Raw genomic sequence first — 20,483 nt, 5'->3', positions numbered from 1 at the left:
ACTGTCCGGTAACCGGGTTCTGGGCTGGGAGGGTCTGTGGAGTACGCCGACTACCGGGAGTACGACGCCGTCGGGCTGGCCGAGCTGGTGGCCAGGCGCGAAGTGTCCGCCGCCGAGCTGCTGGAGGCGGCGATCGCCCGTGCCGAGGCGGTCAACGGCAAGGTCAACGCGATCGTCTCCCCGATGTACGAGCTCGCCCGCGAGCGGGCCGGCCAGCAGCTCACCGGTCCCTTCGCGGGCGTGCCGTTCCTGCTCAAGGACCTGCACCAGGACTACGCCGGCCGGCCCACCGGCAGCGGCTGCCGGGCGCTCGGCTCGCTGGCGGCCACCGAGCACAGCGCGGTGGTGCAGCGCTGGCTCGACGCCGGCCTGGTGGTGTTCGGCAAGACCAACACCCCCGAGTTCGGCGCCAAGGGCATCACCGAGCCCGAGGCCGGCGGCGCCACCCGCAACCCCTGGGATCTGGACCGCACCAGCGGCGGCTCCTCCGGCGGGGCGGCGGCCGCGGTGGCTGCCGGAATCCTGCCGATGGCCGGCGCCAGCGACGGCGGCGGCTCGATCCGGATCCCGGCCGCCGCCTGCGGTCTGGTGGGCCTCAAGCCGGGGCGCGGCCTGGTACCGGCCGGCCCGCACTTCGCCGAGTACCTGCACGGGGCGGCCACCGACGGCGTGGTCTCGCGCACCGTGCGGGACAGCGCCGCGATGCTCGACGTGCTCACCGCGGACCCCGACCCGGGCGGTCCCTTCCTCGCCGCCCGCCCCGCGCTCCCCTACGCCGACCTGGCCCGCCGCACCCCGCAGGGCCTGCGGATCGGCTTCACCACCCGCTCCCCGCTCGGCACCGCGGTGGACCCGCAGGCGGTGGCCGCGGTGACCGACGCCGCCGAGCTGCTCGCCTCGCTCGGCCACCACGTGGAGCCCGCCGAGACCGGGATCGACGAACAGCGGCTCGCCTTCGACTTCCTGACCATGTGGTGCACCCAACTGGCCCACACCGTGGCCGAGGTGCGCCGCCGCACCGGCGCCGGCCCGGACGGCTTCGAGCTGGACACCCACCTGCTCGCCGCGGCCGGCCGCAAGGTCAAGGCGCCCGACTACTTCGCCGCGCACGACCGCTGGAACGGCTACAACCGCGCACTGGCCGCCTTCCACCGCCGCTACGACCTGCTGCTCACCCCCACCCTGGCCCGGCCCCCGGTGCGGATCGGCGAGCTGGCCACCCCCGCCCCGGTGCGGGCCGTCGCCAAGGTGCTGCTGCGCCTCGGCCTGCTGGGCGCCCTGGCCGGGACCAGGGCCTGGGAGAAGGCGGTGATCGAGAACCTGTCGGCCACCCCGTTCACCCAGCTGGCCAACGTCACCGGCCGGCCCGCCGTCAGCCTGCCCACCTACCGCACCCCGCAGGGCCTGCCGCTCGGCGTGCAGTTCGTCGGCCCGCTCGGCGGCGAGGGGCAGCTGCTCGCGCTCGCCGGCCAGCTGGAGCAGGCCCGGCCGTGGCACCGCACCGCCGATCTCTGACGGGGCGTCAGACCACCATCGCGGTGAGCCGTTCGAAGACCTCCGGACGGGCGATCCCGAGCGCGATGGCCAGCGCCCCGCGCAGCACCGCCTCGTCCCCCAGCGCGCTGGCCGCCAGCCGCGGCCGCAGCGGGGTCAGGCGGTGCACCGCCTGCTCCAGCGGGCCCAGCAGCAGGTCCGCGCCGTGGCCGAGCCCGCCGCCCAGCACCACCAGGTCCGGGTCCAGCACCGCCGCCAGCACCGCGACCGGGTAAGCGAGCTGCTCCGCCTCGCGGAGCACCGCCGCCCCCGCCCGCGCGTCCCCGGCGCGGGCCGCCGCGAAGACCCGCTTGGCGCTCAGCACCCCGGTCATCCCCTCGGCCCGGGCCGCGCGCACCACCGAGTCGGCGGCCGCCTCCTGCTCCAGGTTGCGCCCGCTGCCGGGCAGCGGCAGGAACCCGATCTCGCCGGCCGCGCCGTGCGCGCCCTGCTGGATCTCCCCGTTCACCACCACACCCGTGCCCAGGCCGCTGCCGACCAGCAGGTAGGCGAAGACCCGGCTGCCGGCGCCCGCGCCGTCCGCGTACTCGCCGAGCGCGGCCAGGTTGGCGTCGTTGTGCACGCTGATCGGCGTGCCCAGCTCGGCCTCGATCCGCTCGAACAGCCCGCGCCGGCCCCAGCCGGGCAGCTTGACCGCGTAGTGCACGCGCTGCTGCTGCTCGTCCCAGACGCCGGGCGTGCCGATCACCGCGTGCACCACCGCGCCGGGGCCGCCGCCGGCCTCCTCGGCGGCCTCCCGGGCGGCGGCCACCACCGCACCGGCCACCGCGTCCGCGCTGCGTCCGCGGTTGGGCACGTCCCGGTGGGCCAGGATCCGCCCGGCCAGGTCGGCCACCGCTACCCGCAGCCGGGCCCGGCCGATGTCCACCCCGAGCACCTGACCCGCCGTCGGGTCCGGCTCGTACAGCACGGCCGTGCGGCCGCGCTCGGGCGCGTGCACCCCGGCCTCGCGGACCAGGCCGGCCTGCTCCAGCACCGCCAGCGCCGCCGACACGGTGGGCTTGGACAGGCCGGTGTCCCGCGCCAGTTGGGCGCGCGACTCGGGGCCGTCCGTGCGCAGCCGCTCCAGCAGCAGCCACTCGTTGTTGCTGCGCAGCCGCTGGCGGCTCCACGGTTGCGCGGCGCCGGACCCGTCCGCCGGAGCCGGAACCGTCACCGGGCGGGAGTCCATCCGTACCTCCGAGCCGTTCTGTCCGTCGTACCGCGCACCACTGTATTGGCCGGACCGCCCCGGCTGATCACCGCCCGGGTACAGTGACGCCCCAACGGGGGAAAGCTCAGCGGGGAGGGGATCGGCAGCGATGAGCGGTGAGACGGGGACCCACATCTTCGCCTCGGTGGCAGAGGTCGAAGAACGGCTGGGCGAGGCCGGCTACCTGGCCTCCACCGCGGTGGCCACCACCGTCTTCCTGGCCGACCGGCTCGGCAAGCCGCTGCTGGTCGAGGGTCCGGCCGGGGTGGGCAAGACCGAGCTGGCCAAGGCGGTGGCCGCGGTGGCCGGCGCCCGGCTGGTGCGGCTGCAGTGCTACGAGGGCGTGGACGAGTCCCGGGCGCTGTACGAGTGGAACCACGCCAAACAGCTGCTGCGGATCACCGCGGGCCGCGCGGAGAGCTGGGAGGCGGCCCGCAACGACATCTTCACCGAGGAGTTCCTGCTGCCCCGGCCGCTGCTGACCGCGATCCGCGGCAGCGAGCCGACCGTGCTGCTGGTCGACGAGACCGACAAGGCGGACGTGGAGGTGGAGGGCCTGCTGCTGGAGGTGCTCAGCGACTTCCAGGTCACCGTGCCGGAGCTGGGGACCATCACGGCCGAGCGCCGACCGTTCGTGGTGCTCACCTCCAACGCCACCCGGGAGCTCTCCGAGGCGCTGCGCCGACGCTGCCTCTTCCTCCACCTGGACTTCCCGGAGCCGGCGCTGGAGGAGCGGATCGTCCGGCTCAGGGTGCCGGGGCTGGATGCGGCGCTGGCCGCCTCGGTGGTCCAGGTGGTGGGCGCGCTGCGGGCGATGGAACTGCGCAAGCACCCCTCGGTGGCGGAGGCCGTCGACTGGGCGCGCACCCTGCTGGCGCTGGGCGCGGACACGCTGGACGAGACGGTGCTGCGGCAGAGCCTCGGGGTGGTGCTCAAGCACCAGGAGGACATCCGGCGGGCCGGCGAGCAGCTGGGCCTGACCCGCCCGTGACCGCCGGGCTGACCGGGCGGCTGACGGCCTTCGTCCAGGCGCTGCGGGCGCACGGGATCCCGGTCGGGCCCGGCGAGACGGTGGACGCTGCGGCGGTGGCCGAGCTGCTCGGGCTGGCGCACCGCGAGCAGCTGCGGGCCGGGCTGGCGGCGGCACTGCTGCGCGGACAGCAGCAGCGCCGGGTCTTCGACGCGACCTTCGACCTCTACTTCCCGCTGCGGGTGGGCGGGGTGAGCGCCGAGGCGTCCCGGGACGAGCTGCGCGAGCGGCTGGCCCGGGCGCTGGCGGCCGACGACCGGGCCGCGCTGGCCGGGTTGGCCGCCGAGGCGGTGGGCGCGCTGGGCCGGTTCGGCAACCCGCCCGGCTCCGGGGGCTGGTCGGCCTCGCAGACGCTGGACCGGCTGCGTCCGCAGACCCTGCTGGCTGGCCTGCTGGCCGAGCGGCAGGAGCTGCGGGCGCGGCAGCAGCCGCAGTTCACCGACCGCCTGGCGGCCGATCAGTTCCGCCACCGGATCGACTTCTTCCGCGCCCTGGTGGCCACCGAGGCCCGCCGCCGGGCGGCCGAACTGGCCGGGACCGACGAGATCGCCCGCCGGGCGGTGACGCCCAGCGTCGAACGGACCGACTTCCTGTACGCGAACCACGCACAGCTGGCCGAACTGCGCCGGACCGTGCAGCCCCTGGCGCGCCGGCTGGCCACCCGCCTGGCGGCCCGGCGGCGGCGGGCCGCGCGGGGCAGCATCGACCTGCGGCGCACGGTGCGGCGCTCGCTGGGCACGGGCGGGGTGCCGCTGCGGCCGGCGTACCGTCAGCGCCGACCGCAGCGGCCGGAGTTGGTGCTGCTGTGCGACGTGTCCAACTCGGTGGCGGGGTTCAGCGACTTCACCGCGCTGCTGGTGCAAGCGCTGCGGGACCAGTTCAGCCGGGTGCGGGTGTTCGCCTTCGTGAACCAGCTGGCCGAGGTGACGGACGGCGGGCTGGACCGGGCGCGCATGGTCGGCCTGCACGGGTACAGCGACTACGGGACGGCGCTGGGCCAGTTCGCGGACCGGCACCTCGCCGCGGTGACGCCGCGCAGCACGGTGCTGGTGCTGGGCGACGCGCGTACCAACCGGCGGGACCCGAACCTGGCGGCGCTCGCGCGGATCGCGCTGCGGGCACGCCGGGTGTACTGGCTCAACCCGGAACCGCCGTCGCTGTGGAACACCGGCGACTCGGCGGCGGCGGAGTACGCCTCGGTGGTCCCGATGCACCCGTGCCGCAACGCCGACCAGCTGGGCCGCTTCGTGGAACGCCTGCTCCCCTGACCCATGCCCTTGGCGGGGACGCGAGCGGGCCGGCCGGCCCCGGGCTGGAACCCGGGACCGGCCGGCCCGCTCCGTCGCTAGGCGCGGCCGGCGGCCTTCTGGGTGCGGCGGGCCAGGGAGTCGATCACCACGGCGGCCAGCAGCACCGCGCCGGTGATCATGAACTGGAACGCGTTGCTCAGGCCCTGGATGTTCATGCCCGACAGGATCGAGCCGATCACCAGCGCACCGAGCAGCGCCGACCAGGTGGAACCGCGTCCGCCGAACAGGCTGGTGCCGCCGATGACCGCGGCGGCGATCGCGTTCATCAGCAGGTTGCCGCCGCCCGAGGTCTGGCTCGCGGACTGGATCTGCGCGGCCAGGAAGAGGCCGCCGATCGCCGCCATGGTGGAGCAGATCATGAAGACCGACATCCGGATCCACGGCACGTTGATACCGGCTCGCCGGGCACCTTCGATGTTGCCGCCGAGCGCGAACACCTGCCGGCCGTAGCTGGTACGGCGCAGCACGAAGTCCAGCACCACGATGAAGATCAGGAAGACCAGCAGCGCCAGCGGCAGCCCCTTGTACTGGTTGAGCGTGTACGCCGCCAGGTAGGCCACGATCGCCAGCACCGCGGTGCGCAGCGCGATGTCGGTGACCGGCCGGTACGGGACCCCGGCGGCCCGGCGGCGCCGGGTGTCCAGCAGCGCGGCGCCCAGGAAGAGCAGCACGGCCGCCGTCGCCAGCCCGTAGGCGGCGAACTGCTGCCCGTAGATGGTGGAGTACAGGCGCGAGACGATGTCCTTGCCGCTCAGGTTGACCGTGCCGCTGCTGCCCAGGACCTGCAGCATCAGGCCGTTCCAGCCCAGGTTGCCGGCCAGCGTGACCACGAAGGCGGGCACGCCGACCCGGGCGAAGAAGAACCCGTGCAGCAGACCGATCATGGTGCCGCTCAGGATCGCGCAGATCAGCGCGACCCACTGGTTCACCCCGTGGGTCACGTCGAGAACGGCGAAGATCGCGGCACACAGGCCGCTGACCGAGCCGACCGACAGGTCGATCTCGCCCAGCAGCAGCACGAAGACCACGCCGATCGCGATCATCCCGGTGCCGACGATCTGCTGGGAGAGGTTGGACAGGTTCTGCGCGGACAGGAAGCTGCTGTTCAGGCTGCCGAACACGGCCCAGATCACGATCAGCGCCAGCACCACCGGCAGCGAACCCAGCTCGCCGCTGCTCACCCGGCGGCGGAACTCGCCCAGGTAGCCGGCGATGCCCTCCTGACGGACGATCAGCCGTGGGTCCACCGCGGGGGTCGCGTCCGGCGCCACCGGCACCGGCGCGTTGACCCCGCCGACGGGCATGGAGTCCTCGGGCAGCGGGTGGTGTGCCCGGCCCTCCTCGTACCGGCCCTCCTGCTTGGGGGCCTGTGGGTCGTCGGTCACTGCGTGCCCTCCGTGCCTCGGGCCTGACGGCGGGTCACGGCGTTGTCCGTGGCACCGGTGATGGCCGAGATGATCTCTTCCTGGGTGGTCGACCGCCGCTCGAATACTCCGTTGTTGCGGCCCAGCCGCAGCACCGCGACGCGGTCCGCCACGGCCATCACGTCGGCCATGTTGTGGCTGATCAGGATCACCCCGAGGCCCTGGCCGCGCAGCCGCTCGACCAGGTCCAGGACCTGCGCGGTCTGCTCTACGCCCAGGGCCGCGGTCGGCTCGTCCAGGATGACCACCTTGGGCGAGCCGATCAGCGAGCGGGCGATCGCCACCACCTGGCGCTGACCGCCGGACAGCGAGGCGATCGGGATCCGCACGCTGGGGATCCGGATCGACAGCGTGTCCAGCAGCGTGCGCGAGCGCTTCTCCATCTCGACCTCGTCGAGGACGCCGAAGCGCTTCAGCTCGCGACCGAGGAAGAGGTTGCCGACCACGTCCAGGTTGTCGCAGAGCGCCAGGTCCTGGTACACGGTCGCCACGCCCAGGTGCTGGGCGTCCTGCGGGCGGTGGATGCTGACCTCGTGGCCCTCCCACTCGATCACGCCCGCGTCCGGTTGGTTCACCCCGGCGATCGTCTTGACCAGGGTCGACTTGCCGGCGCCGTTGTCCCCCACCAGGGCGACCACTTCGCCGGTGTGCACTTCCAGTTCGATGTCGGTCAGCGCCTGGACGGCACCGAACCGCTTGGAGACCCCGCGCAGGGCCAGGACCGGGTGAGCCGGAGTTGCGGTTGCCACGGTGTCCGCCCTTCGTCAGGACAGGCCGGCGGCGGTGCAGGCTGCGGCGAAGTCGGGGGTGCAGATCTGGGCGACCGTGTAGAGGCCGTCGGCGACCACGGTGGTCTTGATGTTGTCCTTGTTCAGCACGATCGGGGTGATCAGGTTGGACTTCACCTCGGCGCCGCTGCCGCTGGTGGAGGTGGTCGGGGCCACCGAGGCGTTCAGCGCGGTGCCGGTGCCCAGGTCCACGGCCATGGTGGCGGCGGTCTCCGCCTCCGGCTTGTACGGCTTGTAGATGGACATCGTCTGGGTGCCGCCCACGATCCGCTGCACCGCGTCCAGCTGGGCGTCCTGGCCGGTCAGCGGCACGCTCAGGTTCGCGGCCTTGAGCGCGGTGGCGATACCGGCGGCCATGCCGTCATTGGCCGAGTAGACGCCGACCACGTTCGGGGCGCCGATCGCGGTGATCGCGGCACTGGCCTCCTGGTTGGCGTTGTTCGGGTCCCAGTTCGGCGTGTCGTACTCCTTGCCGATCTTGAGCTTGCCGTCGATCTGGCTGTGCGCGCCGGCCTTGAACTGGCCCGCGTTCGGGTCGGTGGGCGAGCCGTTGATCATGATGATCTGGCCGGAGCCGGCCTTGCTGCCGACCGCCGCCACCAGCGCCTGGCCCTGCAGCTGGCCGACCTTGTTGTTGTCGAACGAGACGTAGGCGTCCACCGGGCCCTGGGCCAGGCGGTCGTAGGCGACCACCTTGACGCCCGCGTCGTGCGCCTTCTGCACGGAGGACTGGATCGCCTTGGCGTCTACCGCGTCCAGGATCAGCACCTTGTCGCCCTTGGTCAGCGCGGTGTCGACCTGGGTCTGCTGCTGCGTCGCGTCCTGGTTGGCGTTGTAGTAGTCGATGGTCGCGTTGGGCGCCAGTGCCTTGATCTTGGCCTCGATCAGCGGCCGGTCGAACTGCTCGTACCGGGTGGTCTTCGACTCCGGGAGCAGCAGGCCGATCTTGAGCGCGGCGGAGGCCGCGCCCGAGCCTGAGCCGGAGCCGCTGGCTCCGCCACCTCCACTGCTGGACTGCTTGGCGCTGCCGCAGGCGCTGGCGCCCAAGGCGAGCGCGACCACCGCGACGGCCAGGGCGGTACGGCGCTGAACCGGGTTCATCACTTGTCTCCTTCGGGCGAGGCCACCCCCGGCTTAGAGTCTGCGAACCCGCGGCGCGCATCACGAGGCGGACTGCGCCGAACGAGCCGGTTACTCCCCCGTCCGGCGCAGCGACGCCCTGACTTGGCGTCAGCCGACCACCACCCGACGGGGTGGCGGCCCGGGCTGCTGCGGCGCCACCCGGGCCCCGGGCGCCGGCTCGCCGACCAGCTCGGTGAGCACCTGCACCGCGCCCGCGACCTGCAGCAGCTGCTGACGCAGCACCGCCTCCTGCCGGGCCAGCCCGGCCAGCTGCTCCTCCCCCAGCCGGAGCTCCCGGCGCAGCTCGGCCAGCCGCCCGCGCAGCTGCTCGGCCAGCGCCCCGTCGGCCGGCAGCGGGTCGGCCGCCGGCACGTCGTCCGTCACCGCGTCATCCCTCACGGCGTCACCTGTCACCGCGTCACCTGTCACGACTTCACCCCTCACAGCGTCACTCCCATCTCGGCGGCCTCGGCGGCCCGGATGTGGCGGTCCATCGGCTGCCCGTGCTCCGCGGGGTGGCGGTATCGGTCGCGCTCCCCCGCCGGCTTGTCCTCCTCGACGACCAGGCGGTTGGCGTTGGCCCACGGGTCCTGCCGCACCCCGGTGACCTGCCAGCAGACCCGGACCCCGGGCGGCTCGGAGCGGATGGCGAAGCTGTTGTCCCGCAGCTCGCGGACCACCGCCAGCCGGGCGACCTGCCCGATCGGCGTCAACTGGTAGCAGTAGTCGCGGTTCAACGCCGCGAACCAGTCCGGCAGCTCGATCACGGCCTCCCCGTCCGGGCCGGTCTCGGCGGTGCCGCTGTAGAGGTTGAGCATCTCCGGGGACTCCACGAAGGAGTGCGCGAGGTACCGGTTGGCCGGGTCCAGCGGGTGGTCGATCTTGAAACCGCCCCCGCTGCGGAGCGCGGCCGGGCCGCCCCCGCGTGGCGCGCCGCGCTACGCCAAGGCGTGGGCCGCCTTCGGCCAGTTCGCGTGGAGCTGGTCCAGGTACGAGCGGGCGGTGGGCCCGACCGAGGTGCCGCGGGCGAAGGCGAGCATGTTTCCCGCGCCGGCGTTGTAGCCCAGGGCGAGCAGGTCGTTCTCGGTCAGCCCGGCTGCGCCGTGGTGGCCCGGGAGCTGGGCGGCGAGGTCGTGCAGGAACCAGGCGGCCGCCTCGAGTGCCAGGTCGGGGTCGTCCGGCAGTTCCTCCCACTGGCGGTTGGCGAAGTCCCGCCCGGCCTTGGTGTCGTCGAACGCGGCCCGGTGCATGTTGGCGATGCCGAACGCGGAGTCCGGCTTCAGCCGCTGCCAGGCCCGCTCCAGCGACGGGTCGTGCGGCTTGTAGCTCTCGTTGTAGAGGATCGCCATCAACAGCTGCGGATCGATCCCGGCCTCCCCCGCCCGCTTCTTCACCTGTGCGGCGAACCGGGCCGGGTCGTAGTCCGTGGTGGAGGGGGACGCGGAGGGAACGGGAGCGGAGGAGGGGGAGCCGGCGGGAGCTGCGGAAGGCGAGGCGGACGGCGCCGCCGACGCGCCCTCCCTGCCCCGCACCCCGTGCACCAGGATCCCCAGCGCCAGCACCGCGACGACCCCCACCACCGCCCGACCGACCCGCCGCATCCGCGTACCCCCTCCACCCATCGGACCTCGTGATCCTCCAGACTAGGCGCACCGACTCCTGTCTCCTCGAAGGGCCTCGCTCCGTGCCCGAACCCCAGCCCCCCGCCAGCACCCCGTACGCCTTCGACCGCACCTGGTCCCACGAGCACGAGCGGCTGACCGCCCTGGAGCAGGTGTACGACCCGGCCACCACCGAACGGCTGGCCGCGCTGGGCGTGGCGGCCGGCTGGGCCTGCCTGGAGCTGGGGTGCGGGGCCGGCAGCGTGGCACGCTGGCTGGCCGAACGGGTCGGCCCGACCGGGCAGGTACTGGCCACCGACCTGGACCCGCGGTTCGCCGCGGGCCGCGGCCCGGCGCAGCTGACGGTCCGCCGGCACGACCTGCTGGTCGACCCGCTGCCGGCCGGCGCCTTCGACCTGGTGCACGCCCGCGCGCTGCTGGAGCACCTGCCGGGGCGGGACGAGGCACTGCGCCGGATGCTGGCCGCGACCCGGCCGGGCGGTTGGGTGGTGGTGGAGGACTTCGACGTGGCGGGCCCGATGGGCGAGGCGGTGGCCCGCTACTGGCCCGAGGGCCACCAGCTGCCGGCCGAACGGCTGTACCGCGCGCTGGCCGCCGCGTTCGCCGCGGCGGGTGCCGACCCGGGCTACGGCCGCCGGCTGCCGGACGCCCTCACCGAGGCGGGGCTGACCGAGGTCGGCGCCCAGGTGCACGGGCCGCTGCTGACGGGCGGTTCGGCGTTCCTGCCGCTGACCCTGGATCAGCTGCGGGCCCCGCTGCTCGCCACCGGCCTGCTGACGGAGCAACAGCTGACCGAGCTGATCGAGGCGCTGACGCACCCCGAGGCCCGCTACCTGCCGAACCTGATGGTCACGGCGTGGGGCCGGCGCCCGTACTGACCGGATGCCCCGTCCCGCTGTGGGCCCCCGCCACCTGCCGGGCCCGCTCCCGGGTCAGGTCCAGCAGGTGCCGGACCAGCTCCGGTGCGGCCCCGGCACTGCCGGCCCGGAACGGACCGTCCTCGGTGTAGGCCGCCCGGACCAGGCGCAGGTGCCGGCCGCGGAACACCACCAGCTGCCGCAGCAGCGCGGCGGCCGCCTGTGCCGAGCGGAGCAGCGTGGTCGGGGCGCCGGTCCCGGCCGCCCGCAGCGCGCGCAGGACCGCGGAGACCACCGACTCGCGGCCCGTCCGCTCGCGGTAGAGCCGGGACCACTGCGGCAGCCCGTACTCCAGCAGGTCCAGCTGCAGGCCGCGGTGGACCGGGTCCGTCCGGTCGCCGGCCCAGAGCAGCTGGTCGACCAGGTGCAGCGGCAGGTGGGCGGCGGCGGGGCCGTAGTACGCGCGGGTGCCGACGCGCACCTCCTGCATGAAGGGGCGGAGCCGGGCGGTGAAGAACTCGGCCGGCGCGACCTGCTCGGCGACCGCGTCGACCGACTCGACGAGCGGGCGCAGCCGGGCGCCGGCCTCGGCCAGCGCGTCGGCGTACTCGGGGGCGGCCGGATCCTGCTCGGACAGCGCGGCCAGTGCCAGCGCGGTGCGTTCGGCGCTGGGGGCGCCGACCCGGACCGAGTGGATCAGCACGCTCTCCGCGGCCGCGCCGGTGTACATCCGCTGCCGGGCGCCGGTCGGGTTCCAGGCGCCGTAGTGCAGCACGGTGTCGCGCGGGACCATGCCGACGGACCCGCCCAGGCGCCGCAGCAGCGGCTCGGCGCCGGGCACCGCCCCCAGCGGCTCCACCCCGTGGCGGCGCAGCGAGCCCAGCGGCAGGCCGAGGTCGCGCACGGCGGCCAGCTGCTCGGCGGTCCCGGTCAGCGGCGCGCGCTCGGCGGCGGCCACCAGCTCGGCGAGCAGGGCCACCAGCGCCCGGCGGTCGGCCCGTTCGTTGTGCCGCGGCAGCAGGGCGAGCAACCGGTCGGCGCCCAGCGGATCGGCGTCGGCGACCTGGCGGCAGAAGGTGTCGCCCAGTCTCATGCGTTCCACCTCCCCTTCCCTGCCACTGTGGCACACCGCGCCGGGCCGACGGCCCGGCCGGCGCCTCAGTCCCCCGGCCGCACCATCCGCACGTTCGGCAGCCGCTCGCGCCACAGCTCGCGCTCCTCGGTCAGCTCGAAGCCGTACCGCTGGTAGAACCGGATCGCCCGCGCGTTGTACTCGGTGGCCCACAGGGCGATCGGCCGGCCCGCCGCCCAGTCCAGGAACTCGCCCATCAGCCGGTCCCCGACGCCCTGCCCCTGGGCCGCGCGCAGCAGGTACATCGGGCCTAGGCTGACCGGTTGGCCGCCCACGCCGACCACGCCGCACAGGAAGCCCAGGATCTCGCCGTCCGCCGCCGACCGGGCCACCCGCAGGAACCAGTCCTGCGGGTCGCGGCCGGCCGATTCCACCAGGCCGAGCCAGCGCCGGCGGCCGGCCGCTTCCAGCAGTTCGGCCCGGTTGGCCCGCAGCCAGGCCAGGTCGATCCCGGCGGCCGGCTCCGGGTAGGTCTCCAGCCAGGACCGGTAGTGCACCCGGGCCAGCTCGGGAACCTCGGCGGGCTCGGCGCCGGTCAGCAGGATGCTCATGCGGCACCGAGCCGGCACGGCAGGGTGAGGAAGCCGCCCAGGTAGCCGGTCGCATCGCCAGGGCCGTAGCACCGGGCCACCCCGACCAGCTCGGCACTTCCCGCCGCCCCGCCGACCGCCGCCCCGCCGACCGCCGTACCGCCCGCGCGCAGTTCCAGGCCGAGCAGCGGGCCGGCCAGCTCGGCGTCCCGGGTCGGCAACTGCAGCGGGACCTGGACCCGCAGCGCCCACCGCGCCGAGGCCGTGGCCGGGGCCACCGCCCGTGCGCCCACCGAGGGCAGCTCCACCTCGACCCGATCCCGGGTCAGCACCCGCAGCCGCAACGGCACCGCGCCCTGCGGGGTGTCCACGGTCCCGGCCCACTCCCCCGCCGGCAGCGTCAGCGGCTCGGCCGGCGCGTCGAAGCCGACCAGGTAGTCGGCCGGCCGGCTGCCGGGGACGAGGCCGGTCATCAGGCGGTCCAGGACCGCGTCCCGCACCGCCTTGTCGGTGCTGTTGCAGAGCACCGCGAGGGAGAGCCCGCGCTCGGGCACGGTGAGCATCATCGCCGCCGCGCCGCCCATGCCCCCGCCGTGCCCGAGGACGGTCGGCCCCGTTCCGGTCGAGACCTGCCACCCCAGGCCGTAGCCCATCGCGGCGTCGATCGGCAGCGGTCGACCGCGGCCGCGGCGGTCCCGGGGCGCAGCAGCGAACGGTAGCCCTCGGCGAAGCGGACCAGGTCGGTGGCGGTGGACCAGCCGGCCGTGGCGCCCGGGTGCCGGGTGCTGGTGCGCGGGTAGGGCCGGCCGTCGCGGGTGTAGCCCACCGCGGTCGGCGCGCTGCCCCGGTAGTCCGCGCCGAGGTGGGTGTCCGCCATCCCCAGCGGTTCGAAGACCTCGCGGCGCAGGTACTGGTCGAGCACCGTCCCGGTGGCCTGCTCCAGCAGCCGGCCCAGCAGGTAGTAGCCGAGGTTGGCGTACTCGAACCCGGTGCCGGGCGGGCGCAGCGGCAGCAGGTAGTCCGCCGGGTCGACCGGTGACTCGCCCGGGCCGTAGTGGAAGGCGTAGAAGGTGCTGAAGCCGCCGCGGTGCTGGAGCAGCTGACGCACCGTCGGAGCCGGGTCGCCGTACGGGCCGGGCACCGGCGCGTCCAGGTCCAGCAGGCCCCGGTCGGCGGCCAGGCAGACGGCGGTGGCGGTGAAGGTCTTGGTGACCGAGGCCAGCCGGTAGACCGTCTGCGGGGTGGCCGGGCGGCGCCCGGCGGTGTCGGCCCAGCCGTGCGCCTCCTGCCGGACGATCTCACCGCCCTCGGCCACCGCCACGGAGACTGATGCGCAGTCATGCTCCGCCAGCGCCTCGGCGCAGTACGCAGCCAGGTCCCCCGGCACGTTGCCCTCCCCGATGGTGATCGTCATCCGGGAACGGACTCTAGTGGGGGCTGCCGGACCGTTCGTGGGCGCCCCGGCGGAACTACTCTGGAAGGGCGAGGTGAGGGCCATGACCATCCCGTTCCCGTCCGATCCCGATGCCGCGCCGACCCGCCCGCTGCCACCGGAGCCGCTGCCGCCCGAGCCGGGCCCGGTCCCGCCGCGGCCGCCGGTGCCACCGCCTGACCCGGCCGATCCCGTGCCGGACGGCCCCGAGCCGCCCGTCCCACCGGCGCCTGCCTGACCCGGACCCCGGACCCCAGTCCCTGGTGACCGACGCCGACACCGACGCCGGGCCGCCCACGGGTGGCGTGGGCGGCCCGGTTACCATCGGTCGGTGTCCCGACTGGAGCCGGTCCTGCGTCCGCTGCGGTCGCTGCCCGCACCGGTCCGGTGGCTGGCCGCGCCCGTGGTGCTGCTGGCCTGCACCGGCGCGCTGCTGCTGACCGGCGGGGACTACCAGCCGCCGACCGCCGCGCCGCATCCCGATGCCAGGGCCGCGGCACTCTGCCGGCCGTTCATGGCGGCGCTGCCGGCCAGTCTGCTCGGCGCCGCGCGCACCGACGCAGCCCAGGATGTCGCCGTCTACGCGACCCACCCGCGCACCGTGGTGCGGTGCGGGGTGCCGCGGCCGAAGTCGCTGGACCGGCATCAGCAGGACCTCGGCCCGAACGTCAACGGCGTGCAGTGGTACGACGAGGACGACGGCCACGGCGGGCACCGGTTCACGCTGACCCAGCGGCCGAACGTCTATGTCGAGGTGGCTGCGCCGGCCGGGGCCACCCGCTATCCGGCGGACGCGCTGGGCGTGGTCTCCCCGGCGGTCGCGGCGACCCTCCCCGACCTCAGCGGGGACCTGAACGCCGACCCGGAACAGTAGCCCTGCCCGCCGGCCCCGCCCGCCTGAGCGCGACCGACTCGGCGCCGCGGCACCGTGGCCGGCCGCACCTGCCCGGGATCGGGCGCGGATGGCGGAAGCGGCACTGCGGGCCCGGGACTTGCACCGGGCCCGCAGTGGAGGGGCAACAGCAGCGACTGGCTGATGAACCGTCAGGAGCCCGGGTTCACCGCCGGGAAGAGCTGCGCGAAGGTGTCGAAGGCCGTGGCGATGTCCGCCTCCGCCCAGAACCGGTGGTAGTTGAAGACCGGTGCCGCCCCGCCGTTCAGGTAGCTCTGCACCTTGGACCACTGCGGGTCGCTGGTGTACCACGGGCGGATGGACAGGAAGGTGTTGCTGGACGAGCTGAGCTTGGTCCCGTCCGGGTAGCTGCCGGTCCAGCCCGGCGGGATGTACAGGCCCTGGTGGGTGGTCGGGTCGTAGGCCTGGGTGAACCGGCTGTAGTCGGTGCGGGTCTCCGGGGCGGAGTAGCCGAGCGAGTCGGCGTACTTGCCGTGGATGATGTCCAGGATGTTCTGGGCGAACTTCTGTGCGGTGCCGTCCCCGGCCTTGGCCGCGTAGTAGGACAGCGTCTTGGCGAGCGAGCCGGCCACGCCCAGGTCGGTGGAGCCGCCGGTCGCGGTCACGTGCAGGCCCGCGTTGGCGCCCGGGCTGCTCGCGTTCCAGGTGTCCGGGGCGCCGGTCCAGGTCAGCGTGTCGGGAGTGGTCAGGGTGCCGGTGGCCGGGTCGGCCTTGGAGACCGACATCGCCCACGGGATCCACTTGCCCAGCACCGACTTGGCCCGCGCGTCACCGGTCGCGTAGTAGTACTCCGCGACCCGCTCCATCGACCAGGTCTGGAAGCCGAACCACTGGTTGCTCGCCGGGTCGTGGTACTCCGGCTGCCAGTCGTAGTACAGACCGTAGAAGGTCGGGTCTCCGGTCGGCGGGGCCGCGTCGTCGCCGTAGTTGCCGCCCCAGCTGTTGGTGGCACCGCCCGAGATGCCGCCCTCGGTGGACTGCAGCCACTGGTAGAACTGCAGCTGCTTGTCCAGGCTGCCGGACCAGTCGGTGGTCGCGGTCGGCGACTTGGGCTGCAGCCCGGCGTCGGTGGACAGCGCCCAGGCGGCCATCGGGTTCTGGTAGCCCTGGTGCGCGGCCGAGCCGGAGATCCGCCAGGACCAGGCCCCGCCGGTGTCACCGCCCCAGGCGAAGTACCAGGTCAGCAGGCCGAGTTGTTCGTTGGCCTTGCTGGTGCCGGCCGGGCAGGCCTTGGAGCCCAGGCAGTTGCCGGCCTGCTTGAAGTACTTGTCGTAGAGCGCGTACCGCAGGAAGTCGCCGAGCTTGCTCGCCTTGGCCACGGTGCCGCTGATCGTGCTGCTCTTGTTCTGCGCCTTGGCGAAGGTCTCGGCCCAGTAGGCGACCTGGACCAGTCGGGCGTCGGCGTCCGGCGCGTCGGTGTACTTGTACTGCTTGGCGAAGGAGCCGCCGCCGTCGTTGAACAGGCTCAGGAAGCCGGAGCCGGACGCGCCGTACTTGAGCGTGTCGCAGTCCGGCTGCGGCACGGTCTCCCAGACCGACTCCTGCGGGCCGCGCTGGTAGGAGTTGACCAGGCTGGGCTTGGTGCTGCCGTCCTCGCACTTGCCGAAGCCGTACTTGTTGTCGGTGTCCATGATCCAGGCCGGCGCGTACATGTCCGGGCTGCCGTAGGTGCTGTTCAGCTCGCTCGCCAGCGGGTCCGAGCCGACCGGCACGGTGGAGTCCAACTTGATCGGGTACTGGTCGGGTTGGGCCTTCTCCGGGCCGTAGGTGGCGGGCTTGGACGGGTTGTAGGTGCTCTGCCCGGGCTGGTCCGCGTGCCCGGGGATCATGTAGGTCTCCAGGTTGGTCCAGGCGTTGTTGAAGCCGGTCCAGTCGCCGGTCACCCGCCCGTAGTCGGCCTCCAGCCAGAGCCAGTAGCTGTAGGTCTCCGAGGTGGTCTCGTGCCCGTAGTCCGGCGCCTCCACGATCAGCGTCTCGACCGAGTGGTACGGGATGCCGAGCGGGCTGAAGTACCCGTTCGCGGGGTTCTTCATCTTGCTGTAGAGGTCCAGGAAGTACTGGTCGTAGCCCGAACTCTTCGCTGCCTCGGTGACGGTGACCGCGGCCGCGCCGTAGCCGGTGGCCGCCGCCGTGAAGGTGGCGGTGCCGCCGGCCTGGGTGGCGTCGGTGCCGGCCGCGATGGTCACGGTCTGCGCGGTGTTCCAGTTGGCCGGGGTGAAGGTCAGGGCGGCCCCTGACTTCACCGACAGGTCCGTGTCGGTGCCCGAACGGGTCACCGCCACGGTCACGTTGGCGGTCGGCGCCTGGGACAGCGTGACCGCGAAGGTGCCGCTGGAGCCCTGCTGCACGGCCAGCGTGCTCGGGTTGACCAGCACGCTCGGACCGGCCACCTTGATCGCCACCGGCGTCGAGGTGGTGGTGGCGCCGAGGTTGTCGGTGGCGACGGCGGTCAGCGAGTAGTCGCCGGCCGGCACGGTGGCCCAGTTCAGCTTGTAGGGCGCGGTGGTGGCGGTGCCGATCAGGGTGTTGTTGCCGGCGCCGGTGCTGGCGTAGAAGTCCACCTTGGCGACCGAGCCGTCGGCGTCGGCGGCGGTGGCCGCCAGGCTCACGGTGGAGCCGGGAGTGAAGGTCTGGCCCGCCGTCGGAGCGGTGAGCGAGACGGTCGGCGCCTGGTTGGGGCCGGTGCAGCTGGTCCCGTTGATGGTGAAGGTGGTGGGGGCGGTGTTGGTGCCGCTGTAGTTGAAGTTGGCGCTGGTGGTGTAGCTGGTGCCGGGGTTGATGGTGGTGGCGTAGCTGGGGTTGGTGACGGTGACGTTCTTGCCGGTCTGGGTCCAGTTGCCGTTCCAGCCGTTGGTGAGGGTCTGGTTGCCGGCGTAGCTGTAGCCGAGGGTCCAGCCGTTGATCGCGGTGCTGCCGGTGTCGGTGATCGTCAGGTTGGCGGTGAACCCGCTGCCCCAGTCGTTGGCGGCATAGGCGACCGTGCAGGAGACGGAGCCGGCCGCCAGGGCGGGGGTGGTGAGCGCGGCACTGGTGCCGGCCAGGGCCAGCGCGCTGGCGGCTGCCAGCAGCGGGACGGGAGCGCGGGACCGCAGGGGCTTGCGTCGCATGCGCGACCTCCGGGTGAGTGGGGGTGGAGGGAGCGGGTGCCGGGCGGTCCACGTCCTGGAGCCGCCCGGACACCCCTGCTGGCCGCAGCGTGCCGCGCCCGGTGCACCCCGGAAACCCCGCCTCCTGGGCGCGGGCGCTGCGCGCTGCCCGGATCACCGCGCCGACCTGCCCCGACGCCCGACCGGGGTCAACTGGCAGCGCAGGAAACTTACATGACGACAGTGTGGGAGCGTGCCCACTTTTGACCAAAGACCCCTGCGCCGACTCTTGACGACTATTCCCAGGCCTGGCTTGATGTCTCTCGGCACCGGCACGACTGCCCTTGCCTGGGAGTGGAAGCGCTCCCACGACTTCCCGATCCACGCAAGGCACCATCCGGGCCACCCCCACCCCCACCCGAAGGGACCCGACCGTGCACCACCGCCTCCCCAGGCCGCTGCGGAGACTGCGCGCCGCGGCTGTCGCCACCGCCCTCGGCGCCGCCGCCCTCGTCCCCGTGGTCGCCGCCGCGCCGAGCGCGCAGGCCGCCACCACCCACGTCGCCAACCCGTACGTGGGCGCCACCCCGTTCCTCAACCCGGACTACGTCGCCGAGGTCAACGCCCAAGCCGCCCAGGACGGTTCGAACGGCAGCATCGAGGCCAAGGTGGCCGCCAACCAGACCGCGATCTGGCTCGACCGGATCGGCGCCATCGCCGGCGACGCCACCCACCGCGGACTGCAGGCCCAGCTCGACGCCGCCGAAGCGCAGGCCGCCACCAGCACCCTGCCGGTGCTCGTCGAGATCGTCGTCTACGACCTGCCCGGCCGCGACTGCGCCGCGCTCGCCTCGAACGGCGAGATCCCCGCCACGGCCGCCGGGTTGACCCAGTACGAGTCGCAGTACATCGACCCGATCGCGACCCTCCTCGGCAACAGCAAGTACAGCAACCTGCGGGTCTCGGCCATCATCGAGCCGGACTCGCTGCCCAACGCGGTGACCAACCAGAGCAAGCCCGCCTGCACGACCGCAACCCCGTACTACGAGACGGGCGTTGCCTACGCGCTCAACAAGCTGCACGCGATCCCGAACGTCTACAACTACCTGGACATCGGCCACTCCGGCTGGCTCGGCTGGTCGAGCAACATGGGCCCGGCCGCCCAGGAGCTCGCCAAGGTCGCCAAGTCGACCCCGGCGGGCGTGGCGAGCGTAGACGGCTTCGTCTCCAACACCGCCAACACCACCCCCACCGAAGAGCCGTTCCTGCCCAACACCACCATGCAGGTGGGCGGTCAGCCGCTGGACTCGGCCAACTTCTACCAGTGGAACCCGTACTTCGACGAGCACAGCTACGACGAGGCGATGCACGCCTCCCTGGTCAGCGCCGGTTTCCCGAGCAGCGTCGGCATGCTGATCGACACCTCGCGCAACGGCTGGGGCGGCTCGGCCCGGCCGACCGCGCTCAACTCCACCCCGACCACGGTCGGGGCCTACGTGGCCGCGAACAAGGTGGACCAGCGCCCGTTCCGCGGTGACTGGTGCAACGTCAACGGCGCCGGCATCGGCTACCGGCCGCAGGCCCAGCCGTACGGCGCGACCGACCCGGTGATCGCGTTCGTCTGGATCAAGCCCCCGGGCGAGTCCGACGGCGACTACCCGACGGCCGGCCACACCCACGGCGACCCGCACTGCGACCCGGCCGGCACCCAGACTGACGGCAACGGCGGCACCTACCCGACCGACGCGATCCCCGGCTACGACGTGCCGGCCGGCAACTGGTTCGCCGCCCAGTTCCAGCAGCTGGTGGCCAACGCCTACCCGGCGCTGGGCAGCACCACCGGCGGCGGCGACACCACCCCGCCGAGCACCCCGGCCGGCCTGACCGTCACCGGCACCACCGCCGGCAGCGTCTCGCTCTCCTGGAGCGCCGCCACCGACAACGTCGCCGTCACCGGCTACAACGTCTACCGCAACGGCACCAAGGTCGGCACCGCCACCACCACCAGCTACACCGACACCGGCCTGACCGCAGCCACCGCCTACCAGTACACCGTCAGCGCCTACGACGCCGCCGGCAACACCTCCACCGCCTCGGCGGCCGTCACCGGCACCACCTCCGGCGGCGGGGGCGGCAGCGCGGGCTGCAAGGCGACGTACGCGATCGCCAACGACTGGGGCAGCGGCTTCACCGCCAACGTGACGGTCACCAACACCGGCAGCACGGCCACCAACTCCTGGAAGGTCACCTGGAGCTGGGGCGGTAGCCAGCAGGTCACCAACAGCTGGAACGCCACCGTCACCCAGTCCGGGGCTTCGGTGAGCGCCGCCAGCATGGCGTACAACGGGGCGCTGGCCGCCGGAGCGAACACCAGCTTCGGCTTCCAGGGCAGCTACTCCGGCAGCAACCCCGCGCCCACGCTGAGCTGCACCGCCAGCTGACCCTCGTGCAGTAATCAGTATCCCTCCCCGCAGTCCGGGGCCGGCCGGCC

Annotated in this window: 16 protein-coding genes and 1 pseudogene; 6 read left to right on the top strand and 11 right to left on the bottom strand. The window is 73.6% G+C overall.

Going from position 1 to position 20,483, the window contains the following annotated elements; genetic code table 11:
- The first annotated feature begins 36 nt into the window (after positions 1–36).
- Complete coding sequence (locus C7C46_RS30330) at positions 37–1,515, top strand: amidase (RefSeq protein ID WP_110673137.1); 1,479 nt, start codon at positions 37–39, stop codon at positions 1,513–1,515.
- A 7-nt stretch (positions 1,516–1,522) separates the two neighbouring features.
- Here the strand turns inward: C7C46_RS30330 and C7C46_RS30325 are convergent, their stop codons facing one another.
- Positions 1,523–2,725: an ROK family transcriptional regulator gene (locus C7C46_RS30325; RefSeq protein WP_110673136.1), complete on the bottom strand. Its 1,203-nt coding sequence runs from the start codon at positions 2,723–2,725 to the stop codon at positions 1,523–1,525.
- Between the two features lie 130 nt (positions 2,726–2,855).
- Here C7C46_RS30325 and C7C46_RS30320 point away from each other — a divergent pair, with 130 nt between their 5' ends.
- A complete protein-coding gene (locus tag C7C46_RS30320) occupies positions 2,856–3,737 on the top strand; it encodes an AAA family ATPase (protein ID WP_110673135.1) in 882 nt (293 codons plus the stop codon).
- Entirely contained in the window at positions 3,734–5,044 is a 1,311-nt protein-coding gene (locus C7C46_RS30315) for a VWA domain-containing protein (RefSeq protein WP_110673134.1), read from the top strand. The genes C7C46_RS30320 and C7C46_RS30315 overlap by 4 nt, the downstream gene beginning before the upstream one ends.
- Positions 5,045–5,121: 77 nt before the next feature.
- Here the strand turns inward: C7C46_RS30315 and C7C46_RS30310 are convergent, their stop codons facing one another.
- From C7C46_RS30310 to C7C46_RS30285, 6 genes are all read right to left on the bottom strand, one after another.
- On the bottom strand, positions 5,122–6,390 hold the full coding sequence (locus C7C46_RS30310; RefSeq protein ID WP_110673145.1) for a sugar ABC transporter permease: 1,269 nt from the start codon (positions 6,388–6,390) through the stop codon (positions 5,122–5,124).
- Positions 6,391–6,467: 77 nt separating this feature from the next.
- Entirely contained in the window at positions 6,468–7,259 is a 792-nt protein-coding gene (locus C7C46_RS30305) for an ATP-binding cassette domain-containing protein (RefSeq protein WP_110673133.1), read from the bottom strand.
- 15 nt (positions 7,260–7,274) lie between these two features.
- Positions 7,275–8,399, bottom strand: coding sequence for a sugar ABC transporter substrate-binding protein (locus C7C46_RS30300; RefSeq protein ID WP_110673132.1), 1,125 nt, complete (start codon positions 8,397–8,399; stop codon positions 7,275–7,277).
- Between the two features lie 129 nt (positions 8,400–8,528).
- Complete coding sequence (locus C7C46_RS30295) at positions 8,529–8,819, bottom strand: hypothetical protein (RefSeq protein WP_146259266.1); 291 nt, start codon at positions 8,817–8,819, stop codon at positions 8,529–8,531.
- A gap of 41 nt (positions 8,820–8,860) precedes the next feature.
- Complete coding sequence (locus C7C46_RS30290; protein ID WP_110673130.1) at positions 8,861–9,238, bottom strand: hypothetical protein; 378 nt, start codon at positions 9,236–9,238, stop codon at positions 8,861–8,863.
- A 120-nt stretch (positions 9,239–9,358) separates the two neighbouring features.
- Entirely contained in the window at positions 9,359–10,021 is a 663-nt protein-coding gene (locus tag C7C46_RS30285; protein WP_110673129.1) for a transglycosylase SLT domain-containing protein, read from the bottom strand.
- An 83-nt stretch (positions 10,022–10,104) separates the two neighbouring features.
- Between C7C46_RS30285 and C7C46_RS37470 the strand changes: the two genes are divergently transcribed.
- A complete protein-coding gene (locus C7C46_RS37470) occupies positions 10,105–10,920 on the top strand; it encodes a class I SAM-dependent methyltransferase (RefSeq protein WP_181442614.1) in 816 nt (271 codons plus the stop codon).
- Here the strand turns inward: C7C46_RS37470 and C7C46_RS30275 are convergent.
- The 3 genes and pseudogenes from C7C46_RS30275 to C7C46_RS37610 form a co-directional block, all read right to left on the bottom strand.
- Positions 10,892–11,992 (bottom strand): monodechloroaminopyrrolnitrin synthase PrnB family protein, encoded by a 1,101-nt coding sequence (locus C7C46_RS30275; protein ID WP_110673127.1) that lies wholly within the window; start codon positions 11,990–11,992, stop codon positions 10,892–10,894. The two genes, C7C46_RS37470 and C7C46_RS30275, sit on opposite strands and share 29 nt — an antisense overlap.
- A gap of 65 nt (positions 11,993–12,057) precedes the next feature.
- Positions 12,058–12,582 (bottom strand): GNAT family N-acetyltransferase, encoded by a 525-nt coding sequence (locus C7C46_RS30270; RefSeq protein WP_110673126.1) that lies wholly within the window; start codon positions 12,580–12,582, stop codon positions 12,058–12,060.
- Positions 12,579–13,975, bottom strand: a pseudogene (locus C7C46_RS37610) (serine hydrolase domain-containing protein). The gene C7C46_RS30270 and the pseudogene C7C46_RS37610 overlap by 4 nt, the downstream one beginning before the upstream one ends.
- Before the next feature lie 349 nt (positions 13,976–14,324).
- Between C7C46_RS37610 and C7C46_RS30260 the strand changes: the two are divergent.
- Complete coding sequence (locus C7C46_RS30260; protein WP_110673125.1) at positions 14,325–14,867, top strand: DUF3515 family protein; 543 nt, start codon at positions 14,325–14,327, stop codon at positions 14,865–14,867.
- 170 nt (positions 14,868–15,037) lie between these two features.
- On the opposite strand, the gene C7C46_RS30255 is transcribed toward C7C46_RS30260, so the two are convergent.
- The gene (locus C7C46_RS30255; RefSeq protein ID WP_110673124.1) at positions 15,038–18,013 is read right to left on the bottom strand and encodes a glycoside hydrolase family 48 protein; all 2,976 of its coding nucleotides are present in this window, start codon (positions 18,011–18,013) and stop codon (positions 15,038–15,040) included.
- Between the two features lie 413 nt (positions 18,014–18,426).
- Here C7C46_RS30255 and C7C46_RS30250 point away from each other — a divergent pair, with 413 nt between their 5' ends.
- Positions 18,427–20,433 (top strand): glycoside hydrolase family 6 protein, encoded by a 2,007-nt coding sequence (locus tag C7C46_RS30250; protein ID WP_181442613.1) that lies wholly within the window; start codon positions 18,427–18,429, stop codon positions 20,431–20,433.
- The last annotated feature ends 50 nt before the right edge of the window (positions 20,434–20,483 follow it).

This window comes from Streptomyces tateyamensis (assembly GCF_003205575.1).
GTDB lineage: Bacteria > Actinomycetota > Actinomycetes > Streptomycetales > Streptomycetaceae > Kitasatospora > Kitasatospora tateyamensis.
This window is presented reverse-complemented; position numbering and strand designations above follow the sequence as displayed.

Bases quoted from the DNA above. Each gene is read 5' to 3' on its own strand.
- C7C46_RS30275 (WP_110673127.1), bottom strand. From the start codon at position 11,992: ATGAGACTGGGCGACACCTTCTGCCGCCAGGTCGCCGACGCCGATCCG.
- C7C46_RS30290 (WP_110673130.1), bottom strand. From the start codon at position 9,238: ATGCTCAACCTCTACAGCGGCACCGCCGAGACCGGCCCGGACGGGGAG.
- C7C46_RS30325 (WP_110673136.1), bottom strand. From the start codon at position 2,725: ATGGACTCCCGCCCGGTGACGGTTCCGGCTCCGGCGGACGGGTCCGGC.
- C7C46_RS30255 (WP_110673124.1), bottom strand. From the start codon at position 18,013: ATGCGACGCAAGCCCCTGCGGTCCCGCGCTCCCGTCCCGCTGCTGGCA.
- C7C46_RS30310 (WP_110673145.1), bottom strand. From the start codon at position 6,390: ATGCCCGTCGGCGGGGTCAACGCGCCGGTGCCGGTGGCGCCGGACGCG.
- C7C46_RS30320 (WP_110673135.1), top strand. From the start codon at position 2,856: ATGAGCGGTGAGACGGGGACCCACATCTTCGCCTCGGTGGCAGAGGTC.
- C7C46_RS30285 (WP_110673129.1), bottom strand. From the start codon at position 10,021: ATGCGGCGGGTCGGTCGGGCGGTGGTGGGGGTCGTCGCGGTGCTGGCG.
- C7C46_RS30300 (WP_110673132.1), bottom strand. From the start codon at position 8,399: ATGAACCCGGTTCAGCGCCGTACCGCCCTGGCCGTCGCGGTGGTCGCG.
- C7C46_RS30270 (WP_110673126.1), bottom strand. From the start codon at position 12,582: ATGAGCATCCTGCTGACCGGCGCCGAGCCCGCCGAGGTTCCCGAGCTG.